This is a genomic window from Salegentibacter sp. BDJ18, assembly GCF_017579965.1.
Taxonomy (GTDB): domain Bacteria; phylum Bacteroidota; class Bacteroidia; order Flavobacteriales; family Flavobacteriaceae; genus Salegentibacter.
Map to the genome: position 1 here is coordinate 42,801 of NZ_JAFLQX010000023.1, position 20,950 is coordinate 63,750.

Sequence of the window (20,950 nt, forward strand, 5' to 3'; positions counted from 1 at the left end):
TTATTCTAGCTTAACTTCCAGCCATCACGATAATCTCTACGTACAAATTGATTGGCTTCGTCAAAATTAGTAACCCTCATTTCTTCTGAATCCCAGAGCATTTTTATATCACGGCCGGGATATTCAAAATATTTATCTCCATTATCACGCATCTTTTCATTTCTAACATCGTAACCTCTAATAGCTAAATTGGCAATTAATAAAGTTTCAGTTAGCGGTCCTGCAATTTCAAAAGGAGAGCTCAGTTCTTTTTTTCCGTAGCCGGCAATTGCGCCTTCTACCCATTGTGCATAATGGCCTTCTTCCCCGCCGGGAACGCGATCATATCTTTCAGCAACATTTACTTCGTCGGTTTTTGAAGTTGGCAATAAACGTGGATTTCTACCATAGGTACCACACATCATTTTTCCTTTATCTCCAATAAATAATACGCCGTTTCCACCATCGCCAAAAGTTTCGTTTGGCCCAAGTTCTTCCGGTCTCTTTGGTTTAATTCCACCGTCCATCCAGTGTAAAGTAACATCTTCACTGGTTTTTTCGGTTTTTGGGAAAGTCATTACTGCGTGGCTTGAAGGTGGACAACTTTCTGGGAAATAACCTCTTTGAAATTCATCTACATAAACGCTTCCTACACTACATTGTACATCTTTTGGATGGCCAAGGCCTAAAACACGGTAAGGCGCTTCAATTAAATGGCAACCCATATCGCCAAGTGCCCCGGTACCATAATCCCACCAGCCACGCCAGTTAAACGGAACTAATCCTTCAATATAATTTTTATACGGTGCGGTATTTAACCATAAATCCCAATCTAAACCTTCAGGAACCGAAGTGGTTTTTCCTTTGGGCCACGGAATTCCTTGCGGCCATACCGGTCTATCAGTCCACACATAAACCGTATGTACTTTTCCTATAAGGTCGGCATCATACCATTCTCGCATTTTTCTAACTCCGTCGCCAGAAGCTCCCTGATTTCCCATTTGGGTCACCACTTCATATTTTTTAGCAGCTTCAGTTAATTGCCTGGCTTCATAAATATCGTGAGTAAGTGGTTTTTGAACATACACCGGTTTACCTAATTCCATAGCTGCCATTGCCTGTATTGCGTGGCCGTGATCTGGCGTAGAAATGGAAACTGCATCTATATTTTTGGCTTCTTTCTCTAGCATTTCCCTGTAATCGGTATAAAACTTAGCTTTTGGGAAACGGGCTATAGAGCGAGCCGCCCTTTTCTTATCAACATCACACAAAAAACCAATATCGGCTTTCCCAGATTGGTAAAAGCTATTAATATCACTTTCCCCTTTTCCTCCTACTCCAATTCCGGCAATTACCAGCTTATCACTTGGGGCTAAAAAACCAGGCCCTCCCATTACGTGCCGTGGAATAATACTAATTCCCGCCGTGGCCAAGGCAGTTGTTTTTAAAAAACTTCTTCTGGAATTAGATTTAGGGGTTTCATCTTTTTTCATGTGTTTCAGGATTTAAGTTAAGAGGGTTAAGCTTATTAAAATATTTCTAAATTTTGAGTTAATAAATGTATTTACTTATTCTGGGAATTCCAATTTAAATATTAAGCCCCTGTCTTTCAGAGTGTATGATTTCAAAATAAATCTCTCAGCTAAATGTTAAGATTTTTAAAAGATTTCGGGATTAAAGGGGTCATAATTTGGAAGCGGATTTTATAACTGTACCTTTGCACTCTTTAACGGGCAGATTGTTAATAAAGCCCATTATAATTTCGAAAAACAACATTATGAGTCAAGTAAAAGCAAATGACACGGTAAAGGTACATTACACAGGTAAACTGGCTGACGGGCAGGTTTTTGACAGCTCGGTAGAAAGAGGTGAGCCTATAGAATTTACTATGGGACAAGGACAGCTTATCCCTGGTTTTGAAAAAGGCCTTATCGATATGAAAGTGAACGAAAAGAAAACCATAAATATTCCTAAAGAAGAAGCTTACGGAGAGCCAAGAGAAGAGCTTGTGCAAGAAGTACAAAAGAGCCAACTTCCTGAGGAAATTAAGCCTGAAGTAGGAATGGGACTTGTTTCTAAAAGCCCTGATGGCCAGGAAATGAACCTTGTGGTAAAAGATGTGAAAGAAGAAACTATAGTGGTAGATGGAAACCATCCACTAGCAGGAAAAGACCTGGTATTTGATCTTGAAGTAGTAGAGATCAAATAAGTTTTTTTAACTTATATAGAAAGCCCGAAGCCTAATGGTTTCGGGCTTTTTTATTTATTAAATTTTAAGCTTTAGGTTAAGGTTTTGATAATAATTTGAGGTTGGGTATAATGATCTTTATCTTAGGAAGAAATCAACAAAAAGTATTATTATGAAAAGAAATGGAACCGCAGTTTGGAAAGGGAATCTTAAAGAAGGTAAAGGCACAGTAAGCACCGAAAGTGGTGTTTTAAAAGGATCGCAATATTCTTTTAAAACCAGGTTTGAAGATGGAATTGGTACCAATCCAGAAGAACTTATTGGTGCGGCACATGCCGGTTGTTTTACCATGCAGCTTTCAGCTAATCTTACTGAAGAAGGTTTTGAGCCAGATGAACTGGAAACAAAATCTGAAATCACTTTTGAAGATGGTGCTGTGAAAAAGTCACATTTAATTTTAAAAGCGAAAGTAAAAGGAATTGAGAAGGCACAATTTGAAAAAATAGCCAAAGATGCTAAAGAGAATTGCCCAATTTCTAAATTACTCAATACCGAGATCACTTTAGAATCTGAATTGATTCAATAGATTCTGAAATATTCCTAAAAGGAGGAAATAAAAGAATATAAATATATAGGAGGTTGGCTAAAAGTCTACTTTCGTCAAGCTGAACTTGTTTCAGTTTCTATTATGTATAGTTTTCTAACAACTTAGATCCTGAAACAAGTTCAGGATGACGAGTAAAAAACTTTTAACCAACCTCTTTCAATGCTAAAAACACTGCATTTTTAATCTGATGATCCATTTGGTTTTGGGACACAAATTTTTGGTTTACTTCGAGTTCAATTCCCAAATAATTTTCAGGGAATTTTTTACGTAAATAAGTAGTAAATCCATCGGCTTTGCCCAAATAGGGATAATTAAACCTGATTTTCAAATCAGGATTGTGATTCTTTATATTCTGCTTAAATTTTTTACTGAATTCTTTTTCTTCACTCCTTGTGGGATCGTAAAGTAGCCCAATATCTGTATTTCTAATCTCTTCATTTAACTTTGGAGTAAACGTGTGCACCGAAAAATGTAGCGCCTTCTCCCCTTTTTCTATAATACTCGAAATTTGCTTTTCTATCGAATCCCGATATGGAAAATAGTATTGAATTAAAATTTCATTTTTCTGCTTTCCTGATAAATTTTTAGTGAATTCAGAAAATAAATTAGAATGCCCTTTAGATCTATTTACTTCTACTAACAAACGCCCGGTTTCGTGAAAAAATGAAAAATCGGATAAGTCCTTTAGCTCATAAAACAGATCTAAGGCACCGGGATCGTAGCCACGGTGTGATTTCAGAGTTTCCCTGGCATTAGTAGATAAATTTTGATATTCCGGTGGAATAGTATTAAAAGCGTGTTCGCAGGTTAAGACCAGTTTCACGGCTTAAAGAATTTATTTTCTTCAAGGCAATCGGCTAACTTAAAATAGGTTTTTTGAATATTTTCATCTGAAAAATCATCACCTAAGGTCTTTAAAATACGGGTAGAAAGACTTCCGTTATTCAGTAGAAACTTTATGCTTTCCTGGTGTTTTTCTGCAATATTTCTTTTCACTTTAGAAAACAGAATCCGCCAGATCTCTTTAATTTCAATGGTTTGTGAAAGTCCGAATATCTTAAGATATTCTTTATTACTAATTTTAGTATTTTCGGCGTCCTTTATTACGGCATTAAATATTTCAAAAAGATCATTTTCGTGCCATTTTTTCTGCTTACCAATAGCAATTAAATCTTCACTAACCAGCAATTTCAAACATTCAATAATAAAAATAGCAATGGCCATATCGGCTTTTGGACATTCCTGAACGTCTATTACACGAATTTCTATTGCATTTCTATCAAAACGAGCAATAGCTCCACGGGAATTCAAAAAGTGATGATCCAGGATATTCTCTATATCGTGCGGTTTGATCTTTTTATTAATCGGTTCAAAAATGGTTTTGTAATAATCGTCTTTAGAAAAAACCTGTTCCGGAATTACTTTTCCCGTCATTTCCGGAATTTCCTTTTGATTGGTTTTATAAACCTGCATCCTGGCATCTTTAAAACCGGTGTCTTTTCCTTCAAAAATAGGAGAACTGGCACTTAAAGCAGGGATTATAGGTAAAAGTAAACGCACTGCAGCGTGCAGTTTTTCAAATTCAGCATCACCAAAAAACGGAAGGTTTATATGCATACTTTGCACATTGCTCCAGCCGTGGCCACTGCAATCAAAAATTCTATTATAAAGTGCGTATATTTTACTGGAACTGTGTTTCCATAATTCGGTTTCAGTAACGGGATTCATTAAAGGATGTGCTGCCGAAGGTAAAAGCCTTGTGTTCTTCTCCTTTAGCAAAAGATTTACTTCTTTAATATTTTCAGCAAAAAGAAGATCTAGATTTTCTATATCTCCGGTTGGACCATTGGTTTTTAATTCTACAACGTGAGCCACTAATTCGTTGCTCCATTCAATTTCCCCATTTTCAATATCTGAGGTGATTTCCCCGTTTTTACTAATAAAAAGCTGGTCTACGATTGGATTCACCTTAAAACTGGACGTACCTACAAGCATATATTCCAGCTCAATTCCAAAAACTTCAAAAAGATGATATTTCATAATTACTTCTTTTCTAATCTTTCTTTTAATGCGGAAATGATCTCAATATAAACCTGTTCCCCATAGTACCCGTCTTCTACACCAAAGTCTATGTTAGGATTATCATTAATTTCAATAACAAGCGGCTTTCCTCCTACTTCTTTGATATCTATACCGTAAAGTCCTTTTCCCATTAATTTAGCCGATTTTAATGCAGCTTCTAATATTTTCTTCGGAACCTTTTCTATAGGTAAGCAATCTGCATTTCCGTCCTGGTCGTCTTTTTCTTTAGCGTCCCAGTTGTAGATTTGCCAATGGCCTTTTGCCATATAATATCTACAGGCATAAAAAGGTTTATTATCCAGAATTCCTATTCGCCAATCGTATTCTGAAGGTGAAAATTCCTGTGCAATCACTAATTCCGATTTTTTGAGCATCATAGTAACCAGTTCCTGATATTCTGCCGGGGTTGTTGCTTTTTTAACTCCGAAAGAAAAAGTAGAATCGGGAGATTTTAAAACCACCGGCAGTCCGGTAATTTCAAGAACTTTATCCTTATTTTCCTTATGAATTATCACCGTTTTTGGGGTTGGAATATTGGCATTTTCCAAAGCCTCGGCCATATAAACTTTGTTACAACATTTCAAAATAGCATCTGGGTAATCTATGATGGCAATACCTTCCTGCTGGGCTTTTCTTGCAAATGCATAAGCTTCATTATTTACTTCGGTGCTTTGGCGAATAAACAAAGCGTCAAAAGCAGATAAGCGAGAGAGATCTTTAGGAGCAATTATTTCTACATAAAAATCCATTTTTTCCGCAATTTCCACGAATTTCTTTAATGCTTTGGCATTACTGGGCGGGGCGGGATCGTCTGGCTGTACTAAAATTGCCAAATCATATTCCGTAGTATTTGCACGAGGAGTGTCGTAACGTTTTTTAGCAAAATATTGCGCCGCAAAATCGTACATACTTTCTAAGTGATCCTCAGGTATTTCGGCTTCAGAAATAGCTTTAATACTTTTTATATTCCATTTTGTGGTATAATTGAATTTTACCCGTAAAAACGGAATTTGAAAGTGGCGGTGAAACATCGCACTCAACTCTTTATATTTTCGTGCTACGTTTTGCCCAAAATATATACTAAGGGTAAATTCCTGTGATTTTATACTTTTTAAGCTGGTTTGCATTAAATCGTCAAACTCTTCTGAAACTATTTTTACCAGTTTCGGCTCTCGTAAATCAACGATATTTTTTACCGTAGGAATGGCCAAATGCCCGCGAGCTTCGGCTAAAAGTGAGACGTAATAACCTTTTGACTGATAAGAATAATCTTTGCAGAGGTTGAAAATCCTTGCATTTTTTAGCTTAGCAAACTCCGGATTGGTTAGATAAGATTGCGCTGAAATTATCTCAACATTATCCAGTTTTAACTTCCACTTTTCAGGGTGGTTTACAATTATATATTTATTCATTTAGAAATTGAAAATTCTATCAAATGTAGGAGAAAATTAAATACGTTTTGAATGAATTTTATCAAAATAAGTCATTCAATTTATTTCTTTAATTTTTATTAGTAATTTCAGGGCTTCAATAAAATGAAAACCAATATATATGAAATTAAATCTTCTTAGTCTTGCGCTAATTTTCACGGGAAATCTGGTAGTAGCCCAACAAAATAGCGATGATGCTTTACTGGAAAAAGCTAAAGAAATTCACGAAAAGGTAATCACCATAGATACCCACGCCGATATTAATATCAATAATTTCACTGAGGAAAGAAATTATACTATGGATCTTGAAAACCAGGTAACGCTGCCCAAAATGGAAGCCGGCGGACTCGATGTGGCCTGGTTTATTGTTTATACCGGCCAGGATAAGCTTGATGATGAAGGTTTTAAAAATGCGTATGAAAATGCGATGAGCAAATTTGATGCTATTCATAAACTCGTTAAAGATTTTGCTCCAAATCAAATAGGTTTGGCCACAAACTCTGAAGAAGTGCGAAGATTAACCTCTGAAGGAAAAAAAGTAGCGATGATTGGGGTAGAAAATGGATATCCTATAGGAAAAGATATAGAAAACGTTGAGAAGTTCTACGATCTTGGGGCCAGGTATATGTCTCTTTCTCACCAGGGACATAGCCAGTTAAGTGATTCTAATACCGGGGAGGAAAATGATGAATGGTTGCACAACGGTCTTAGTAATTTAGGGAAAGAAGTGATCGCAGAAATGAATCGACTAGGAATGATGATAGATGTTTCACATCCTTCAAAAGAAGCTATAAAACAAATGTTTGAGCTTTCTAAAGCACCGCTTATCGCTTCCCACTCCTCTGCTCGTCAACTTTGCAACCATAGTCGAAATTTAGATGATGAACTTTTATTACTATTTAAAGAACACGGCGGGGTTGTTCAAACCGTTGCTTTTAGTGCATATGTAAATACCGAAAAAACCCAGGCCTTTAATGAAGCAAGCGATAAAGTTTATGAGAAAAAGGCTGAAGAAATGAGTTTTGAAGTTTTGCCACGCGATTCTGTAAGAGCGTTAAGCAATGAAGACAGAAATGCTTACTACGCCGATTTCCAAAAAGTACGCGCTGCAGCAGCACCTGAAGTTGAACTTTTAAAACAAAAAATTGAACCCGTAGGAGTTTCAGATTTTGTAGATCATATAGACTATATGGTTGACCTGATTGGAATTGAGCACGTAGGAATTAGCTCAGATTTTGATGGTGGCGGCGGCATTGACGGCTGGCAGGATGCTTCAGAAACATTAAATATCACCAAAGAATTGGTAAAACGCGGTTATACCGAAGCCGAAATTGCGAAACTTTGGGGAGAAAATTTACTAAGAGTGATGGATGAAGTTGATGCCGTAGCTGCAGAACTTAAAAAAGCATAAATCCTGAAATACTAACATAAAAAAAGCCTGTAAGGAATATTCCTTACAGGCATTTTAATTCTAAACTCTTAAATTTAGAATTATGCGTGTTGTAAATCGTGTTTACCTTCTTTAATCTCTTCAATCATTTTAGCGTTAAACGCCGGTAGATCGTCGGGATTTCTTGAAGTTACAAAAGCTTCATCTACAACTACTTCTTTATCTACCCAAAGTGCTCCTGCATTTTCCAGGTCTTTTTTGATAGAGTTAAAAGAAGTCATTGTTCGGCCTTCTACAACTTCTGCATTAATTAGAGTCCAGGCTGCGTGGCAAATTGCGCCTACAGGCTTACTTTGTTTAAAGAAGTCACGCACAAAAACTAAAACTTCGTCATGTCTTCTTAATTGATCTGGGTTAATCACCCCACCGGGAAGTACTAAGGCATTATATTCTTTAGCGCTTACCTCATTTATGCTGCGATCAACATCTATTTCTCCAGACCAGTCAGTTCCTTCCCAGCCTTTAATTTTTCCTTTTTCAAGGCTTACTATATCTACTTTAAAACCTTCGTTTTCTAAAGCCTCTTTTGGTGAAAATAATTCACTCTTTTCAAATCCGTTTGTAGCTAAAATTGCTATTCTCTTTTCCATAATTTCATCTTCTTTTTTGGTTTAATCAAAGATAAAATTTGTTTAAGGGAGAGTGTGCTAAGGTCTTTATAAAAGAAAACCCGGTTAAAGTTAAACTTTATTAATTCTCTTAAAACTGTTTAAAATGAGGCTATTTTTTATTTTTAGTCCTCTGCTCATTTTCCCGGTTTTTCTCCCAGTTCATATTATTTTTAAGCGTATCTATAATTTCCTTTTCTTCCTCTAATTGGGTGCGCTTTTGTTGTAATTTTTCCAGTTCCTGGTAAATCGCCGGTTCTCCATATTTATTGGGGACTACTCTTTCATTTTTAAGCAGGGCGTATTGTACGGTAAATTCGGCACCAAAAAATAAAATAAGACAGGTATAATAAACCCAAAGTAGAATTAACACTACCGAAGAAGCTCCCCCATAAACAGATGCCGGTTCACTTTTACCGAAGTAGAAACTTATTAAGGCTTCACCAACAAGGAATAAAATAGTAGTTACCGCGGCTCCTAAATAAGTGATTCTCCAACGTAATTTAATATCAGGTAGTAACTTGAAAATGGCAGCAAATAAGGTGGTTATCACGAGAAATGAAATACCAAAATTTACAGCCTCTACCATAAACGCGGTTACCTGGGGTGCATATTGCTCAATTTCATCTTTTAAAATTCGAATTAATGCTGAAATAACGAGGGAGAGCAAAAGTAAAAGACCTATTACCATTACCATTCCGAAGGAGATAAGTCTATCTAATAAAATTCTAAGAAAATCGGTTTGTTTGGCCGCTACATTCCAAATATTATTCATGGCCATTTTAAGCTGAAAAAACACCCCGGTAGCACCAAAAAGCAACATTCCTATTCCAAATATAATTGCCCAGGTAGATTCGGTGGCCAGAGCGGCACTGGCAATCATGTTTTCTATAGCATCTGCCGGCTCCTGCCCTACAAAACCACTAATCTCTGAAGTTAACCTTCCCTGTACTGCTTCCTGTTCAAAAAAATACCCGGCAATAGTTACCACAATAATTAATAAAGATGGTAAAGAAAACAGAGCATAATAAGCTATAGTAGCACTACGAGCATAGGGTTCATTCCTATTCCAGCTTATGTAGGCCTGTTTAAAAAGTGACCAGGTAGTTTTGAGGAATTTCATTAAATCTGATATTTCTCTTTAAAAATTTCAATATGATGTTTGGTATGGCCCGCAGTAATAAAGCCTAATGCCCTGCAACTGGTAGAACTTCCGCTAACAAATCCCTGGCTTAACAACATTTCTTTTGAAAAACTTTGGTAAAGCGAAATCCCAGCATTTCTAACTGCTTTAAATTCCTTTTTGAGACTTTTTAAACTTCGCAGTTTTGCAGCGCTGGCAGGAACATAAGCTTCGTGATCAAAACCCGGTAATTTAATTTCCGGTTCTCTGGCGAGTGTAAGCGATCTATATTGGAAAATTCGTTCTACATCTATAATATGCTGAATTACTTCAGCAACGGTCCATTTACCTTCAGCATAACTATAACTAAGGTCTTCTGGTTTTATCCTGTCTAATAATCCCAGGAACTCTTCTCTGTTTTCAAGAAGTAAAATCCCCAGCTCTAAATTGCCGGGGATTTTTTGTAAATATCTGTCGTAGTACGCATTGTACTCGTTAGAATTTAGGTTTTTTGCTATCATTTTAAGCAGAATTTCTACTTGCGTTAATATTTCCGTAAAGGGAACGCGTTACCATTTTCTCATAAACTTCAAGCATTTTACCGGCACTTTCGCCTTGTTCCTGAAGTTCCTGAACTTTTCTAAGCGCGTGCTGCTGAATGGTTAGCAATGGTAAAACAATTCTTTCACGTGCCTGAATTGACGCTCTACCGGCCGGCTGATTTTCCATAAGCTCACCATATCCGGTTACTTTTAAAAGCATTGCGTGGGTACGCTTATATTCAGCATAAATAATCTTCCAAAAATCTCCGAATTCCTTATCCTGCTCCATATACGCGGTTAGCGCGAAGAAAGACTTGGTAAGACTCATCATAGAATTTTCCAGTAAAGTTTTAAAGAAGACCGAATTTTTATAAAGCTGCTGAACTTTGTCAAATTCCCCAGCTTGCTCAAACTTCTCTAAAGCTGTACCTACTCCAAAGAAACCTGGAACATTTTGTTTTAATTGACTCCAGCTTCCTACAAATGGAATGGCTCTTAGATCGTTCAGGTTTAGTTTAGCATCCTTATTTCTTTTAGATGGTCTACTACCAATATTGGTTTTTGAGTAATATTTTAAAGTACTCATTTTTTCCAAATATGGGATAAACTTTTCGTGTTGTTTAAAGTTGGTGTAGGTTTCGTAACTTATCTCAGCAAGATGCGTCATTGTTTCCCGATCTTCATCGGTTAACTGATTTTTTCCTTTGCTAAATATTTCGTTAGAAACCCCAGAACTAAGCAGTTGTTCCAGGTTATATCTACAAGAATCACGGGTTCCAAAATTAGAACTAATGGTTTGTCCCTGTACAGTTAACTGGATTTCTTCATTTTCAATTCCAGAACCAAGAGATGCATAGAATTGGTGAGTTTTTCCACCACCACGAGCCGGTGGTCCTCCTCTACCATCAAAGAATACAACTTTTATTTCATATCTCCTGGAAACCTCAGTTAGCATTTCCTTGGCTTTATAAATACTCCAGTTGGCCATTAAATAACCACCATCTTTAGTACCGTCACTAAACCCAAGCATAATAGTTTGTTTGTTTCCTCTCCTTTTTAATTGCTCACGGTATACAGGATTATTGTATAAAGTCTCCATCACATCGGGAGAAGCTTTTAAATCTGGTACGGTTTCAAAAAGAGGAATAATGTCTACAGTTGGTTTATTCCAGCCGCACATTCTCAAGAATGCAAAAGGCTCCAAAATACTTTGCGGTACTTCACTATGGCTAATTATATATCTATTAGCCCCATTTTCTCCATTTTTACTCTGAATTTCCTGCATTGCGTATATTGAGGAAAGTGTAGATTTGGTGATACCGTCTTCATACTTATCTGGATCTATATTACCTTCAACTTTAGTAAGCGCTTCTATTTGTTCTTCGTTAGAAAGAGAAGCATAGTTTTTTGGCAATAAATTTGGCTGGGTTTTAATAATTTCCTCTAAGACTTCAGCGTGTTTCCCAGAATCCTGGCGTATATCTAAAGTAGCAAAATGATACCCAAAGATATTTGCTTTGTTAATAAGATCATCAATCTCTTCAACAAATAACCCCTGGTGTTTATTTTCAACTATATCTTTGATTTTATGTAATTTAGACTTAAAGTCTTCTAGTGACATTTTAATCTTTCCGGTCTTGGATATTGCACTTTGATATAGCGGTGTTTCTATTTCAGTAATAATGGCGTCTACTTCACTAAAGGTTACCCTTCTTTTCAGCTTTCTAATATCGCGGTAGTAATTCATTAAAATAGTGCTTCTTAACCTTTGCGCTACTTTCAAAGTAATTTCAGTAGTTACAAATGGGTTACCGTCACGGTCTCCCCCTGGCCAGAATCCTAAATTGATGACCTGGTTGCCAATATCTTCACCATCAAAAATATTCTGCTGAATATAATTATAGATCTTACTTACACTTTGGTAGAAGACATTTTCAAAATACCAGATTAAACTTACGGCTTCATCGTAAGGTGTAGGCTTCTCTTTTTTAAAGAATGGAGTTTTACCAAGTTGCGCCAATAATTTTTTAATAAGCGTAATATCGTTCTTTTGAATCGCTTTGTCCAAATCGGTGATTATTCCTAAAACCGCTCCCGGATAAAATTGTGTTGGGTGGGCAGTTAAAGTTGGCCTTACGTTAAAACGCTTCAAATATTCCCGCAGCTCTGGTGTTTTGTCTTTAGCTTCGGCTTCCTCTTTTACATTTCTAAGGGTTCCGCGGCCATCCATATTGTTTACTATAGGAAAAGATGCATCTTCAATAGCATCAAAAAGCACTACCTGTCTTTCTATATATTGAATAAACCTGAAAAGTAAACTGATTTGATGCTCTTCTGAAGGATCATCCTGATATTTACTGAAGAAGCTTTCAATAATTTCTGAAGGGTTTTTGTTTTCCTTAAAGCCTGCTTCACAAATTTCCTGAAAAAGAGGCAGCAGCGATCCTGTTTTACTAATATCGTCAAAAGGCAGCGTTAAAAATATACTGTTATAAACCTGATATTTTGAAAGTACGCTTTCATTAAAACGTTCTAGTTTTGGTTCTCTGTGCATAATTAATTTTAGTTGATTAAGATTAAATTTAAAGTTATAAAAAAACCCTTTAAACACAGAAGCCTAAAGGGTTTTTATAATAAGTTTAGGCTTATTTACATATCCTGAAAAATAGAGTGCATTAAACGTTTTTTATCATTTAAGCTCTCTTCTAGAGAAATCATAGTTTCTGTTCTGTACACTCCTTCAATATCATCTAATTGAAAGATTACTTCTTTAGCATGTTGGGTATTGCGTGCTCTAATTTTACAAAACACATTAAATTTACCTGTAGTAACGTGAGCAACAGTAACAAAAGGGATTTCGTTAATGCGTTCTAATACAAATTTGGTTTGAGAAGTATTCTTAAGGAATACGCCTACGTAGGCAATAAACGCATAACCCAGTTTCTTATAATCTAGAGTTAAAGAAGAGCCTTTTATAATTCCTGCCTCTTCCATTTTTTTAACCCTTACGTGAACCGTTCCCGCCGATATTAGCAGTTTCTTCGCAATATCGGTAAATGGAGTCCTGGTATTCTCAATTAACATATCGAGAATCTGGTGATCTGTTTCGTCTAATTTAAACTTGGCCATTTTTTAAATTTCTTTATTTATATGAAATTCAAAATTAATACAAAATCCTTGAATAATTGCTAAGGTTTTTGAGAATTATTCACATTTAAGAGGTAATTCTACATCATTTAGAGTGATTTTATTAACTACAACGTTTTCGATAAGCCTAGATTCCCCATTAATTTTAATTTTTTTATTCTCACAATAGAATTCTTTATGTGCGAACTTGTCAATTTTTGGTTCTATTTTTTCTATTTCCGGTAAAAACATCACTTTTTCATCTTTCACCCCTTCTTTATACTGCATAGCAATATCTACTACTCCATTTTCAGTTTTTGCCTCCCTTAAAATAATATCGTTGAACAATTTTTTGTTTTCAGGAATATTCTCGTAATCGCGATAATCTATGTCTTTAAAACTTTCTTCACTTATTCCTTTTAAAACCGAAATTAAAGCCAAAAACACATATTTCCTGCTTTCTTCGCGCTGGTAATCTTCGGGAAAATGCCCGGCTTCAAAAAGAATGGTTGGTGTTTTGGTACTTTGAAAAGTATCTCCGGTACAGTTAATATTAAAAGCATCGTCATACCTTCCTATTCTTCCAGGAAGTAATTCCGAAAGATCTGAAGCTATTTTAGCAATTAACTGCATACTTTTAATTCGGGATGGCAATATTTGCCTGTCTTTATCCATAGAAGGCGTTAGAAACGACAAAACAGCTGATTCTGCTTTATCCCCGGCGCTAAATATAGTGCGTTGATCGTGTAGGTTTAGACAGAAATCAGGATGAAAATTATCGAATTGTTCTCGTAAAATCCGGCTTTCCGGCTGACTTAAATCTTGTGCATCCCTGTTTAAGTCTATTTTATTTGCATTAACCCGGGTGTAGGCTTCTGCTCCGTCTGGATTCAACATTGGAATTATACAAAAACTGCAATTGTTTAAAATAGATTTCACCAATTCACTCTCCTTATACTTATTCATATAATTAAGAAGATCAAAAACAGCTTTAGTGGTCGTAGATTCATTTCCGTGCATTTGTGACCAGGCAAGAATTTTAACCGGCCCATTACCAAATTGAATACTATTAATTGGTTTTCCTAAAACCGATGCTCCAATTTCTTTTAGCGAAAATTCTTCTCCCAATTTATCCAGTAAAACCTGAATGTCTTTTTGCCTAATATACCTGCCGGAAATTTCCTGATTTTTAAATGAATTGTAGTCTTTATAAAGCTGAGTAAATAATGCTGATTTTTCCATGTTTACAAAAGTAAACAATACAAATTTCACAATTGTAAACGGTTAAATTTACTTTTGTTTGTTACAAGTGTAAACATTCGTTCAACTGAATATACACGCGACATGGAATAAATCCTATGCGCTTATTTTTAAACTATAAAATGTTTATTTTTAGTTATTTATTTGGTATTATATAAATATATAATTTATACGGATTAAATAAATTACAATTGTAATTTGCAGGCTATTTAAGCTTTGATTACATTTGTAAATACTAATTACACCCAATATAATTCACAATGGTAAACACTGAAGATTTTTCTAAACGCCTGCATAGAATTCTTGACTTTTATGAATTATCTGCCGCCGGTTTTGCCGATAAAATTGAAGTTGGACGTTCCTCTATTTCCCATATTTTATCGGGTAGGAATAAACCCAGTTTAGACTTTGTGATGAAGGTTGTAAAGTCTTTTCCTGAAGTTGAATTGTATTGGCTATTAAATGGAAAAGGAAGTTTTCCTCCTTCAGAAAAACCCACACCTCCACCTGTGACCAAACAGGAAATTAGCAAAACTCAACCACCACTGGAACATACTATCCAGGAGAAAAGTGAAATGCCTTTTCCTTTTCCGCAGCAAGGAAAAAGTAAACCCATTAGAAAAATTGTTATTTTTTATGAAGATGGCACTTTTGAGGCCTTTGAAAATTGACAGTCCGGAGAAAATAGGTTTATTTTGCAGTTCAAAAGGAATTGCAATAATGAAGAAGCTTTTACTAATATTAGGCCTGGTTTTTATTTTTACGGGCTGCTTTGAACCGGAAAGAAACTGCACCGATTTTAAAACCGGCACATTTGAGTATAAAACCTATTTAAACGGCGAATTAGCCACTTCTACCTTTATAAGGAACGATTCTATAGAAATTGATAAATTCCAGGGGAAATCAGACACCTCGTCGGTTAGATGGATAAACGACTGTGAGTATATTCTAAAAAATCTAAATCCAAAAAGCATGGCCGAAGAAAAACCCATTCATATGAAGATCTTAACCACCAATAAAGATGGTTATACCTTTGAATATGGGATTGTAGGCCAGGATAAGAAGCAACGTGGCTCTGTAAACCGCGTTAAATAAACTTATTTTTTGTTTGGGTAGTTATTTTTAAGCAACTGGTTTTGTTCTTCCATAAGCTGATTCATTTTTGATAAAAGCTCTATATCTTTTGGCGTAACTTCTCTTTTATCTTCGGGATCCTGTGCCTTTTTTCTAAATCGGTTCATAAATTTTATCACCAGGAATATTGTAAAACCTATAATTATAAAATCCAGCAAAGCTTCTATTAGCGCTCCATAGCCAATAGCAACTTCTTCCACTAATTGCGTGCCTTCGGCTTCTGTAACACCCTCCCTAAGCACCCATTTCCTGTTAGCGAACTCAATACCATCGGTCATTAGGCTTAGTGGCGGCATCACTACTTCCTTTACCAAAGTGTTCACCACCGAATTAAAGGCTGTACCTATTATGATACCCACAGCCATATCGACCATATTTCCTTTTATGGCAAACTCTTTAAACTCTTTTAAAATACCCATTTACTCATCAAATAATGTTCCCTGGCTTTCAGAAGAATCATTTTTATCTTCCTTTTTGCCAACAATATTTAGCTTGTTTTTACCATCTGAAACCGCTTCATCGTCTACCACTTCAATATCTTCTGCAGGTGTTTCTTCCTCCTCTTCGTATGGTAAAGGTTCTAACGGATTTATCTGTTTCACTTTATCTGTAGTCAATTGGTTTCCAAGAGCCTTAATACCTTTTACTGAAATGAATTCTTCAATGTTAACTTCTTCGTTAGGACGCTGTTCTTTGCCACGTTGTTTTGAGAATACTATTTCCGCTTGTGGGTAATAATCGGTAGAAACCAGTTCTAAATAGGAGTTTTCATGTTCGCTGATAAACTTTTCTTCTTTATCTGGATTTTCAATTAAAAAACGTTTTACAAAAAAACGCTCTTTTTCCGGCTCCCAGTAAATTGCTGAAATTGGCTTTTTCGGAACCCATTTTTCCAACACTACCATTTCTTCATCAAAGCGGGTAGTAAGTTCAGGAATTATAGATTTTGCAGTTCCGTCCTGGGTAACGATCAGAATTCGATCTTCTCCCCTAAATTCTCCAAGGAGTTCTCCACGTTCATCAACATTTAATCTTTTTACCGTTTCGTCAAACCAGATTCTTCTTGGCTTTAAGGTAGAAACACCTTCTTCTTTGAGCTCTACGCGTTTTACAGCATATTTAGTAACAATATTTCCCTTTACATTTCTGCCCTTAATAAGCATATCGGCAAAGTCAACATCAAATTTTAGTTTTTTAATGCTACCTACCTGTCTTAGAAAAATAGTCACTACTTCAGCTTCTCCATTAGGATTTGCTGTAAAGTAATGTACTTTTGAATCTTTTTTTCCCTGGGACAAATCGTATTCCCTATCCCGAGTCACCGAAGTTACCGAGAATCGTTTTATATATGAGGCACCGGCTTTCCCGTCTCGGTAGATCATATTATAAATGGTGCGTTTATCTTTTTTCTTAAAAATAGCAACGTGAATAATATCTTTACCTATAAAGGTTTTGGTATCTACCTTGGTTACCATCATTTTACCATCTGCAGTAAAACAAATAATATCGTCTATATCACTACAATCGGTTACATATTCATCTTTCTTTAGCGCGGTACCAATAAAACCTTCTTTACGGTTTACATAAAGTTTTGAATTTCTAATCACCACCTTGGTAGCTTCAATATCATCAAAAATACGAAGCTCGGTTTTTCTATCTTTTTCTTTTCCGTAATCTTTCTTCAGTTTAGTGAAATAGGCGACAGCGTAATCTACCAAATGATCTAAATGATGTTTCACATTGGCGATTTCATCTTCTAAAGACTCAATTTTTTGCTGTGCTTTATCTAAATCGAATTTCGAAATTCTTTTGATCCTAATTTCGGTAAGCCTGGTAATATCTTCGCGGGTGACGGCGCGTTTTAAGTGTTTTATATGTGGTTTTAAACCTTCATCTATGGCATTGATCACACCATCCCAGGTTTCTTCCTCTTCTATCTCACGATAGATCCGTTTTTCAATAAAAATTCGCTCTAAAGATGAAAAATGCCATTGCTCTTCCAGTTCGTCAAGTGTGATCTCTAATTCCCTTTTCAGCAAATGAAGCGTATGATCTGTAGAGCTTCTCAATATTTCTGAAACACCAAGGAAAATAGGCTTATTATCAATAATTACACAGCCAAGCGGTGCGATAGAGTTCTCGCAATAAGTAAATGCGTAAAGCGCATCTATGGTCCTATCTGGAGAAATATTATTTGGTAGATGAATAAGGATCTCAACTTCGGCAGCTGTATTGTCCTCAATCTTCTTGATCTTAATCTTACCCTTGTCGTTCGCTTTTAGAATGGAATCTATAAGGCTTGTTGTGGTAGTTCCATAGGGAATTTCGGTAATTGCCAATGTATTTTTATCGTACTGACTAATTTTAGCTCGCACTCTAACACGACCTCCACGCTTCCCATCGTTGTAATTTGAAATATCTGCAATTCCTCCGGTTGGAAAATCGGGGAATAAGGTGAATTTTTTCCCTTTTAAATGTCTTATAGAAGCATCTATAAGTTCATTAAAATTATGCGGAAGCACACGAGTACTCAAACCTACGGCAATACCTTCGGCTCCCTGAGCAAGCAACATTGGGAATTTTACCGGCAGGTTTACGGGCTCCTTCTTTCTACCATCGTAAGAAAGTTGCCATTCAGTTAATTTCGGATTAAATAAAACTTCCAGTGCGAACTTAGATAAACGGGCTTCAATATATCTTGGCGCGGCAGAACGGTCTCCGGTTAAAATATTTCCCCAGTTTCCCTGGGTATCTATTAAAATATCCTTTTGGCCCATTTGCACCATGGCATCACCAATACTGGCATCACCGTGCGGGTGATACTGCATGGTATGCCCAACGATATTTGCTACTTTATTGTAACGACCATCGTCCAGATCTTTCATAGAATGCATGATACGGCGTTGCACCGGCTTAAAACCATCTTCCATGGCAGGTACCGCACGTTCCAGAATCACATAAGATGCATAATCAAGAAACCAGTCTTTATACATCCCGGTTACTTTTATAAGCTCTTCTTTTGGTTGTTCTAAATGTTCATCTTTAGCTTCTTCCTGGTTTTCTTCCATTAAGCTGTAGTTTTTTGATTTTCTACAATTTTCTGCATAGAAGCTATCATGCCACGCTTCTTTTTACGGCTGAGAAAAGTAGTATTAAAAGTATATTTTTTGTAACCGCGTCTTCTGCGCGAACTTATGTAAATTGTTACTGCGGAATAAAAAAAGTAATCACTGAATTTAAATTTCCCAAGTTTTCTTTTTGGGAATTCAGCCTTCTTTACCCGGTATTCCATAAATTTTGAAAAGAAAACCCCGTTATTCTTTAGATTTAGGGTTTCACCATCACTATCAAAGTCAAAACTCTGACCAATTTTATGCACATAGAAACCAAGTATAAGCACCACAATGTTTGGCACATAATGGCTGAACCTTACCGGTTCTTCGCTGCTCATTAGCTCAATATTCACAAAAATATTGGTGACAAATATCGCCACCAAAACAATGTACATTGAAGGAACTATTTTTACTTCATTTCTATTGGTGAATCTCATAAGCCTAACTCTTCAATAAGGTCAAGTTCAACTTTAAGATTGTCAATAATAAATTCCTGCCTATCGGGCGTATTTTTACCCATATAGAAATTAAGCATTTCGTCAATAGACTTTTCTTTGTCCAGCATCACGGGATCTAATCTAATATCTTCTCCAATAAAATGCTGAAATTCATCTGGAGAGATTTCACCTAAACCTTTAAATCGTGTGATTTCAGCTTTTCCTGTTAATTTTTCTACCGCATTCCTTCTTTCGGTCTCGCTGTAGCAATAAATAGTTTCTTTTTTATTACGAACCCTGAATAAAGGTGTTTGCAGAATATATAAATGATTCTCCTTGATCAATTCAGGAAAAAACTGAAGGAAAAAGGTGATTAACAACAACCTAATGTGCATTCCATCTACATCGGCATCAGTTGCAATTACAATATTATTGTACCTAAGATCTTCTAAAGATTCTTCAATATTTAATGCGGCTTGCAATAAATTGAATTCTTCATTTTCGTAAACAATCTTTTTACTTAAGCCATAACTATTTAAAGGTTTTCCTTTTAAGCTGAAAACCGCTTGCGTATTTACATCACGGGATTTGGTAATAGAACCACTCGCCGAATCTCCCTCCGTAATAAACAAAGTAGTTTCTAAATAGCGTTCTTTTTTACTATCCCCAAGATGAATACGGCAATCACGCAATTTTTTATTGTGCAAACTGGCTTTTTTAGCCCGATCTTTTGCAAGTTTTCTAATTCCCGAAAGATCTTTACGTTCTCTTTCTGCCTGTAAAATTTTACGCTGAAGCCTATCGGCAGTTTCCTGGTTTTTATGCAGGTAATTATCCAGCTGTGTTTTTAGAAAATCGTTAATGTATGTCCGTACGGTGGGCATTTTCCCGCCCATATCTGTAGAACCCAGTTTTGTTTTGGTCTGGCTTTCAAAAACAGGCTCCATCACTTTAATACTAATGGCCGAAACTATAGATTTCCTAATATCGCTGGCATCGTAATTTTTTCCGTAGAACTCGCGTACGGTTTTAACGATTGCCTCTCTAAAAGCCGCAAGGTGTGTACCACCCTGGGAAGTGTTTTGCCCATTTACAAAAGAATGGTACTCTTCACTGTATTGGGCTTTACTATGTGTTAGTGCAACTTCAATATCCTCGCCGCGCATATGGATAATTTCATATAAACGCTCATCTTCGTGAATACTATCTTTTAAAAGATCTTTAAGTCCGTTTTCTGAATAGAATTTTTCGCCGTTAAAAATTATGGTTAACCCGGGATTCAGGTACACATAATTTTTCAGCATTTTTTCTATATACTCATTTCTGAATTTAAAATTTTTGAAAATAACCTCATCGGGAACAAAGGTTACCTTGGTTCCGCGACGGCGGGAAGTTTCATCAAGATGTTCTTCATCCTTTAATTCTCCCTGCTCAAATTCGGCAGCGTGAGATTTCCCATCCCTGGAAGATTCTACTCTAAAATATGATGAAAGTGCATTTACTGCTTTAGTACCAACACCATTAAGTCCTACCGACTTCTTAAAGGCGCGGGTATCGTATTTCCCGCCCGTATTCATTTTTGAAACTACATCAACTACTTTTCCTAAAGGAATTCCACGACCGTAATCACGAACAATGACTCTTTGGTTTTGCACCGAAATCTCAATGGTTTTCCCAGATCCCATTACAAATTCATCAATACTGTTATCCAGCACTTCTTTTAGGAGAATATAAATCCCATCATCTGCACTGGAGCCGTCTCCCAGCTTACCAATGTACATCCCGGGACGCATTCTAATATGTTCTTTCCAGTCTAAAGACCGTATATTATCTTCGGTATACTTTGTTTCCTGGCTCATAAGTGGTTCATG

Annotated in this window: 19 protein-coding genes; 5 read left to right on the top strand and 14 right to left on the bottom strand. The window is 36.2% G+C overall.

Annotation, left to right across the window (positions count from 1 at the left end; genetic code table 11):
• Positions 1-5: 5 nt before the first annotated feature.
• A complete protein-coding gene (locus J0871_RS12415; protein WP_208225675.1) occupies positions 6-1,472 on the bottom strand; it encodes a Gfo/Idh/MocA family oxidoreductase in 1,467 nt (488 codons plus the stop codon).
• Positions 1,473-1,756: 284 nt separating this feature from the next.
• Between J0871_RS12415 and J0871_RS12420 the strand changes: the two genes are divergently transcribed.
• Positions 1,757-2,188, top strand: a complete 432-nt coding sequence (locus J0871_RS12420; protein WP_037314024.1) for a peptidylprolyl isomerase — start codon at positions 1,757-1,759, stop codon at positions 2,186-2,188.
• 151 nt (positions 2,189-2,339) lie between these two features.
• Positions 2,340-2,753: an OsmC family protein gene (locus tag J0871_RS12425; RefSeq protein WP_208225677.1), complete on the top strand. Its 414-nt coding sequence runs from the start codon at positions 2,340-2,342 to the stop codon at positions 2,751-2,753.
• 163 nt (positions 2,754-2,916) lie between these two features.
• Here the strand turns inward: J0871_RS12425 and J0871_RS12430 are convergent, their stop codons facing one another.
• The 3 genes from J0871_RS12430 to J0871_RS12440 are packed head-to-tail and all read right to left on the bottom strand — an operon-like array spanning position 2,917 to position 6,268.
• On the bottom strand, positions 2,917-3,597 hold the full coding sequence (locus J0871_RS12430) for an N-formylglutamate amidohydrolase (protein WP_208225679.1): 681 nt from the start codon (positions 3,595-3,597) through the stop codon (positions 2,917-2,919).
• A complete protein-coding gene (locus J0871_RS12435) occupies positions 3,594-4,814 on the bottom strand; it encodes a glutamate-cysteine ligase family protein (RefSeq protein ID WP_208225680.1) in 1,221 nt (406 codons plus the stop codon). Before J0871_RS12435 ends, J0871_RS12430 begins: the two co-directional genes overlap by 4 nt.
• A gap of 2 nt (positions 4,815-4,816) precedes the next feature.
• Positions 4,817-6,268 carry a RimK family protein gene (locus J0871_RS12440; RefSeq protein ID WP_208225681.1) on the bottom strand — a complete coding sequence of 484 codons (1,452 nt, stop codon included), beginning with the start codon at positions 6,266-6,268 and terminating at the stop codon, positions 4,817-4,819.
• Between the two features lie 139 nt (positions 6,269-6,407).
• Here J0871_RS12440 and J0871_RS12445 point away from each other — a divergent pair, with 139 nt between their 5' ends.
• Positions 6,408-7,697, top strand: coding sequence for a dipeptidase (locus tag J0871_RS12445; protein WP_208225682.1), 1,290 nt, complete (start codon positions 6,408-6,410; stop codon positions 7,695-7,697).
• An 80-nt stretch (positions 7,698-7,777) separates the two neighbouring features.
• On the opposite strand, the gene J0871_RS12450 is transcribed toward J0871_RS12445, so the two are convergent.
• From J0871_RS12450 to J0871_RS12475, 6 genes are all read right to left on the bottom strand, one after another.
• Complete coding sequence (locus tag J0871_RS12450) at positions 7,778-8,326, bottom strand: type 1 glutamine amidotransferase domain-containing protein (RefSeq protein WP_075326977.1); 549 nt, start codon at positions 8,324-8,326, stop codon at positions 7,778-7,780.
• Positions 8,327-8,456: 130 nt separating this feature from the next.
• Positions 8,457-9,467: a YihY/virulence factor BrkB family protein gene (locus tag J0871_RS12455; RefSeq protein ID WP_208225683.1), complete on the bottom strand. Its 1,011-nt coding sequence runs from the start codon at positions 9,465-9,467 to the stop codon at positions 8,457-8,459.
• Positions 9,467-9,988 carry a DinB family protein gene (locus tag J0871_RS12460; protein ID WP_208225684.1) on the bottom strand — a complete coding sequence of 174 codons (522 nt, stop codon included), beginning with the start codon at positions 9,986-9,988 and terminating at the stop codon, positions 9,467-9,469. Before J0871_RS12460 ends, J0871_RS12455 begins: the two co-directional genes overlap by 1 nt.
• Position 9,989: 1 nt before the next feature.
• Complete coding sequence (locus tag J0871_RS12465; protein ID WP_208225685.1) at positions 9,990-12,563, bottom strand: phosphoenolpyruvate carboxylase; 2,574 nt, start codon at positions 12,561-12,563, stop codon at positions 9,990-9,992.
• 95 nt (positions 12,564-12,658) lie between these two features.
• A complete protein-coding gene (locus tag J0871_RS12470) occupies positions 12,659-13,138 on the bottom strand; it encodes a winged helix-turn-helix transcriptional regulator (RefSeq protein WP_037314044.1) in 480 nt (159 codons plus the stop codon).
• A gap of 75 nt (positions 13,139-13,213) precedes the next feature.
• Positions 13,214-14,377 carry a M14 metallopeptidase family protein gene (locus tag J0871_RS12475; protein ID WP_208225686.1) on the bottom strand — a complete coding sequence of 388 codons (1,164 nt, stop codon included), beginning with the start codon at positions 14,375-14,377 and terminating at the stop codon, positions 13,214-13,216.
• A 278-nt stretch (positions 14,378-14,655) separates the two neighbouring features.
• Between J0871_RS12475 and J0871_RS12480 the strand changes: the two genes are divergently transcribed.
• Both J0871_RS12480 and J0871_RS12485 read left to right on the top strand, forming a co-directional pair.
• A complete protein-coding gene (locus tag J0871_RS12480; protein ID WP_208225688.1) occupies positions 14,656-15,066 on the top strand; it encodes a helix-turn-helix transcriptional regulator in 411 nt (136 codons plus the stop codon).
• A gap of 49 nt (positions 15,067-15,115) precedes the next feature.
• Positions 15,116-15,490, top strand: coding sequence for a DNA topoisomerase IV (locus J0871_RS12485; protein ID WP_208225690.1), 375 nt, complete (start codon positions 15,116-15,118; stop codon positions 15,488-15,490).
• 2 nt (positions 15,491-15,492) lie between these two features.
• Here the strand turns inward: J0871_RS12485 and mscL are convergent, their stop codons facing one another.
• The 4 genes from mscL to J0871_RS12505 are packed head-to-tail and all read right to left on the bottom strand — an operon-like array spanning position 15,493 to position 20,938.
• On the bottom strand, positions 15,493-15,948 hold the full coding sequence (gene mscL, locus J0871_RS12490) for a large-conductance mechanosensitive channel protein MscL (RefSeq protein WP_208225692.1): 456 nt from the start codon (positions 15,946-15,948) through the stop codon (positions 15,493-15,495).
• A complete protein-coding gene (locus J0871_RS12495; protein ID WP_208225694.1) occupies positions 15,949-18,597 on the bottom strand; it encodes a DNA gyrase/topoisomerase IV subunit A in 2,649 nt (882 codons plus the stop codon).
• Positions 18,597-19,079 carry a hypothetical protein gene (locus tag J0871_RS12500; RefSeq protein WP_075326986.1) on the bottom strand — a complete coding sequence of 161 codons (483 nt, stop codon included), beginning with the start codon at positions 19,077-19,079 and terminating at the stop codon, positions 18,597-18,599. The genes J0871_RS12495 and J0871_RS12500 overlap by 1 nt, the downstream gene beginning before the upstream one ends.
• The gene (locus tag J0871_RS12505; RefSeq protein ID WP_208225696.1) at positions 19,076-20,938 is read right to left on the bottom strand and encodes a DNA topoisomerase IV subunit B; all 1,863 of its coding nucleotides are present in this window, start codon (positions 20,936-20,938) and stop codon (positions 19,076-19,078) included. The genes J0871_RS12500 and J0871_RS12505 overlap by 4 nt, the downstream gene beginning before the upstream one ends.
• Positions 20,939-20,950 lie beyond the last annotated feature (12 nt).

Coding starts and splice junctions, on each gene's coding strand:
- J0871_RS12475 (WP_208225686.1), bottom strand. CDS start 14,377: ATGGAAAAATCAGCATTATTTACTCAGCTTTATAAAGACTACAATTCA.
- J0871_RS12485 (WP_208225690.1), top strand. CDS start 15,116: ATGAAGAAGCTTTTACTAATATTAGGCCTGGTTTTTATTTTTACGGGC.
- J0871_RS12420 (WP_037314024.1), top strand. CDS start 1,757: ATGAGTCAAGTAAAAGCAAATGACACGGTAAAGGTACATTACACAGGT.
- J0871_RS12450 (WP_075326977.1), bottom strand. CDS start 8,326: ATGGAAAAGAGAATAGCAATTTTAGCTACAAACGGATTTGAAAAGAGT.
- J0871_RS12455 (WP_208225683.1), bottom strand. CDS start 9,467: ATGAAATTCCTCAAAACTACCTGGTCACTTTTTAAACAGGCCTACATA.
- J0871_RS12495 (WP_208225694.1), bottom strand. CDS start 18,597: ATGGAAGAAAACCAGGAAGAAGCTAAAGATGAACATTTAGAACAACCA.
- J0871_RS12505 (WP_208225696.1), bottom strand. CDS start 20,938: ATGAGCCAGGAAACAAAGTATACCGAAGATAATATACGGTCTTTAGAC.
- J0871_RS12470 (WP_037314044.1), bottom strand. CDS start 13,138: ATGGCCAAGTTTAAATTAGACGAAACAGATCACCAGATTCTCGATATG.
- J0871_RS12445 (WP_208225682.1), top strand. CDS start 6,408: ATGAAATTAAATCTTCTTAGTCTTGCGCTAATTTTCACGGGAAATCTG.
- J0871_RS12415 (WP_208225675.1), bottom strand. CDS start 1,472: ATGAAAAAAGATGAAACCCCTAAATCTAATTCCAGAAGAAGTTTTTTA.
- mscL (WP_208225692.1), bottom strand. CDS start 15,948: ATGGGTATTTTAAAAGAGTTTAAAGAGTTTGCCATAAAAGGAAATATG.
- J0871_RS12500 (WP_075326986.1), bottom strand. CDS start 19,079: ATGAGATTCACCAATAGAAATGAAGTAAAAATAGTTCCTTCAATGTAC.
- J0871_RS12465 (WP_208225685.1), bottom strand. CDS start 12,563: ATGCACAGAGAACCAAAACTAGAACGTTTTAATGAAAGCGTACTTTCA.
- J0871_RS12440 (WP_208225681.1), bottom strand. CDS start 6,268: ATGAATAAATATATAATTGTAAACCACCCTGAAAAGTGGAAGTTAAAA.
- J0871_RS12425 (WP_208225677.1), top strand. CDS start 2,340: ATGAAAAGAAATGGAACCGCAGTTTGGAAAGGGAATCTTAAAGAAGGT.
- J0871_RS12480 (WP_208225688.1), top strand. CDS start 14,656: ATGGTAAACACTGAAGATTTTTCTAAACGCCTGCATAGAATTCTTGAC.
- J0871_RS12435 (WP_208225680.1), bottom strand. CDS start 4,814: ATGAAATATCATCTTTTTGAAGTTTTTGGAATTGAGCTGGAATATATG.
- J0871_RS12460 (WP_208225684.1), bottom strand. CDS start 9,988: ATGATAGCAAAAAACCTAAATTCTAACGAGTACAATGCGTACTACGAC.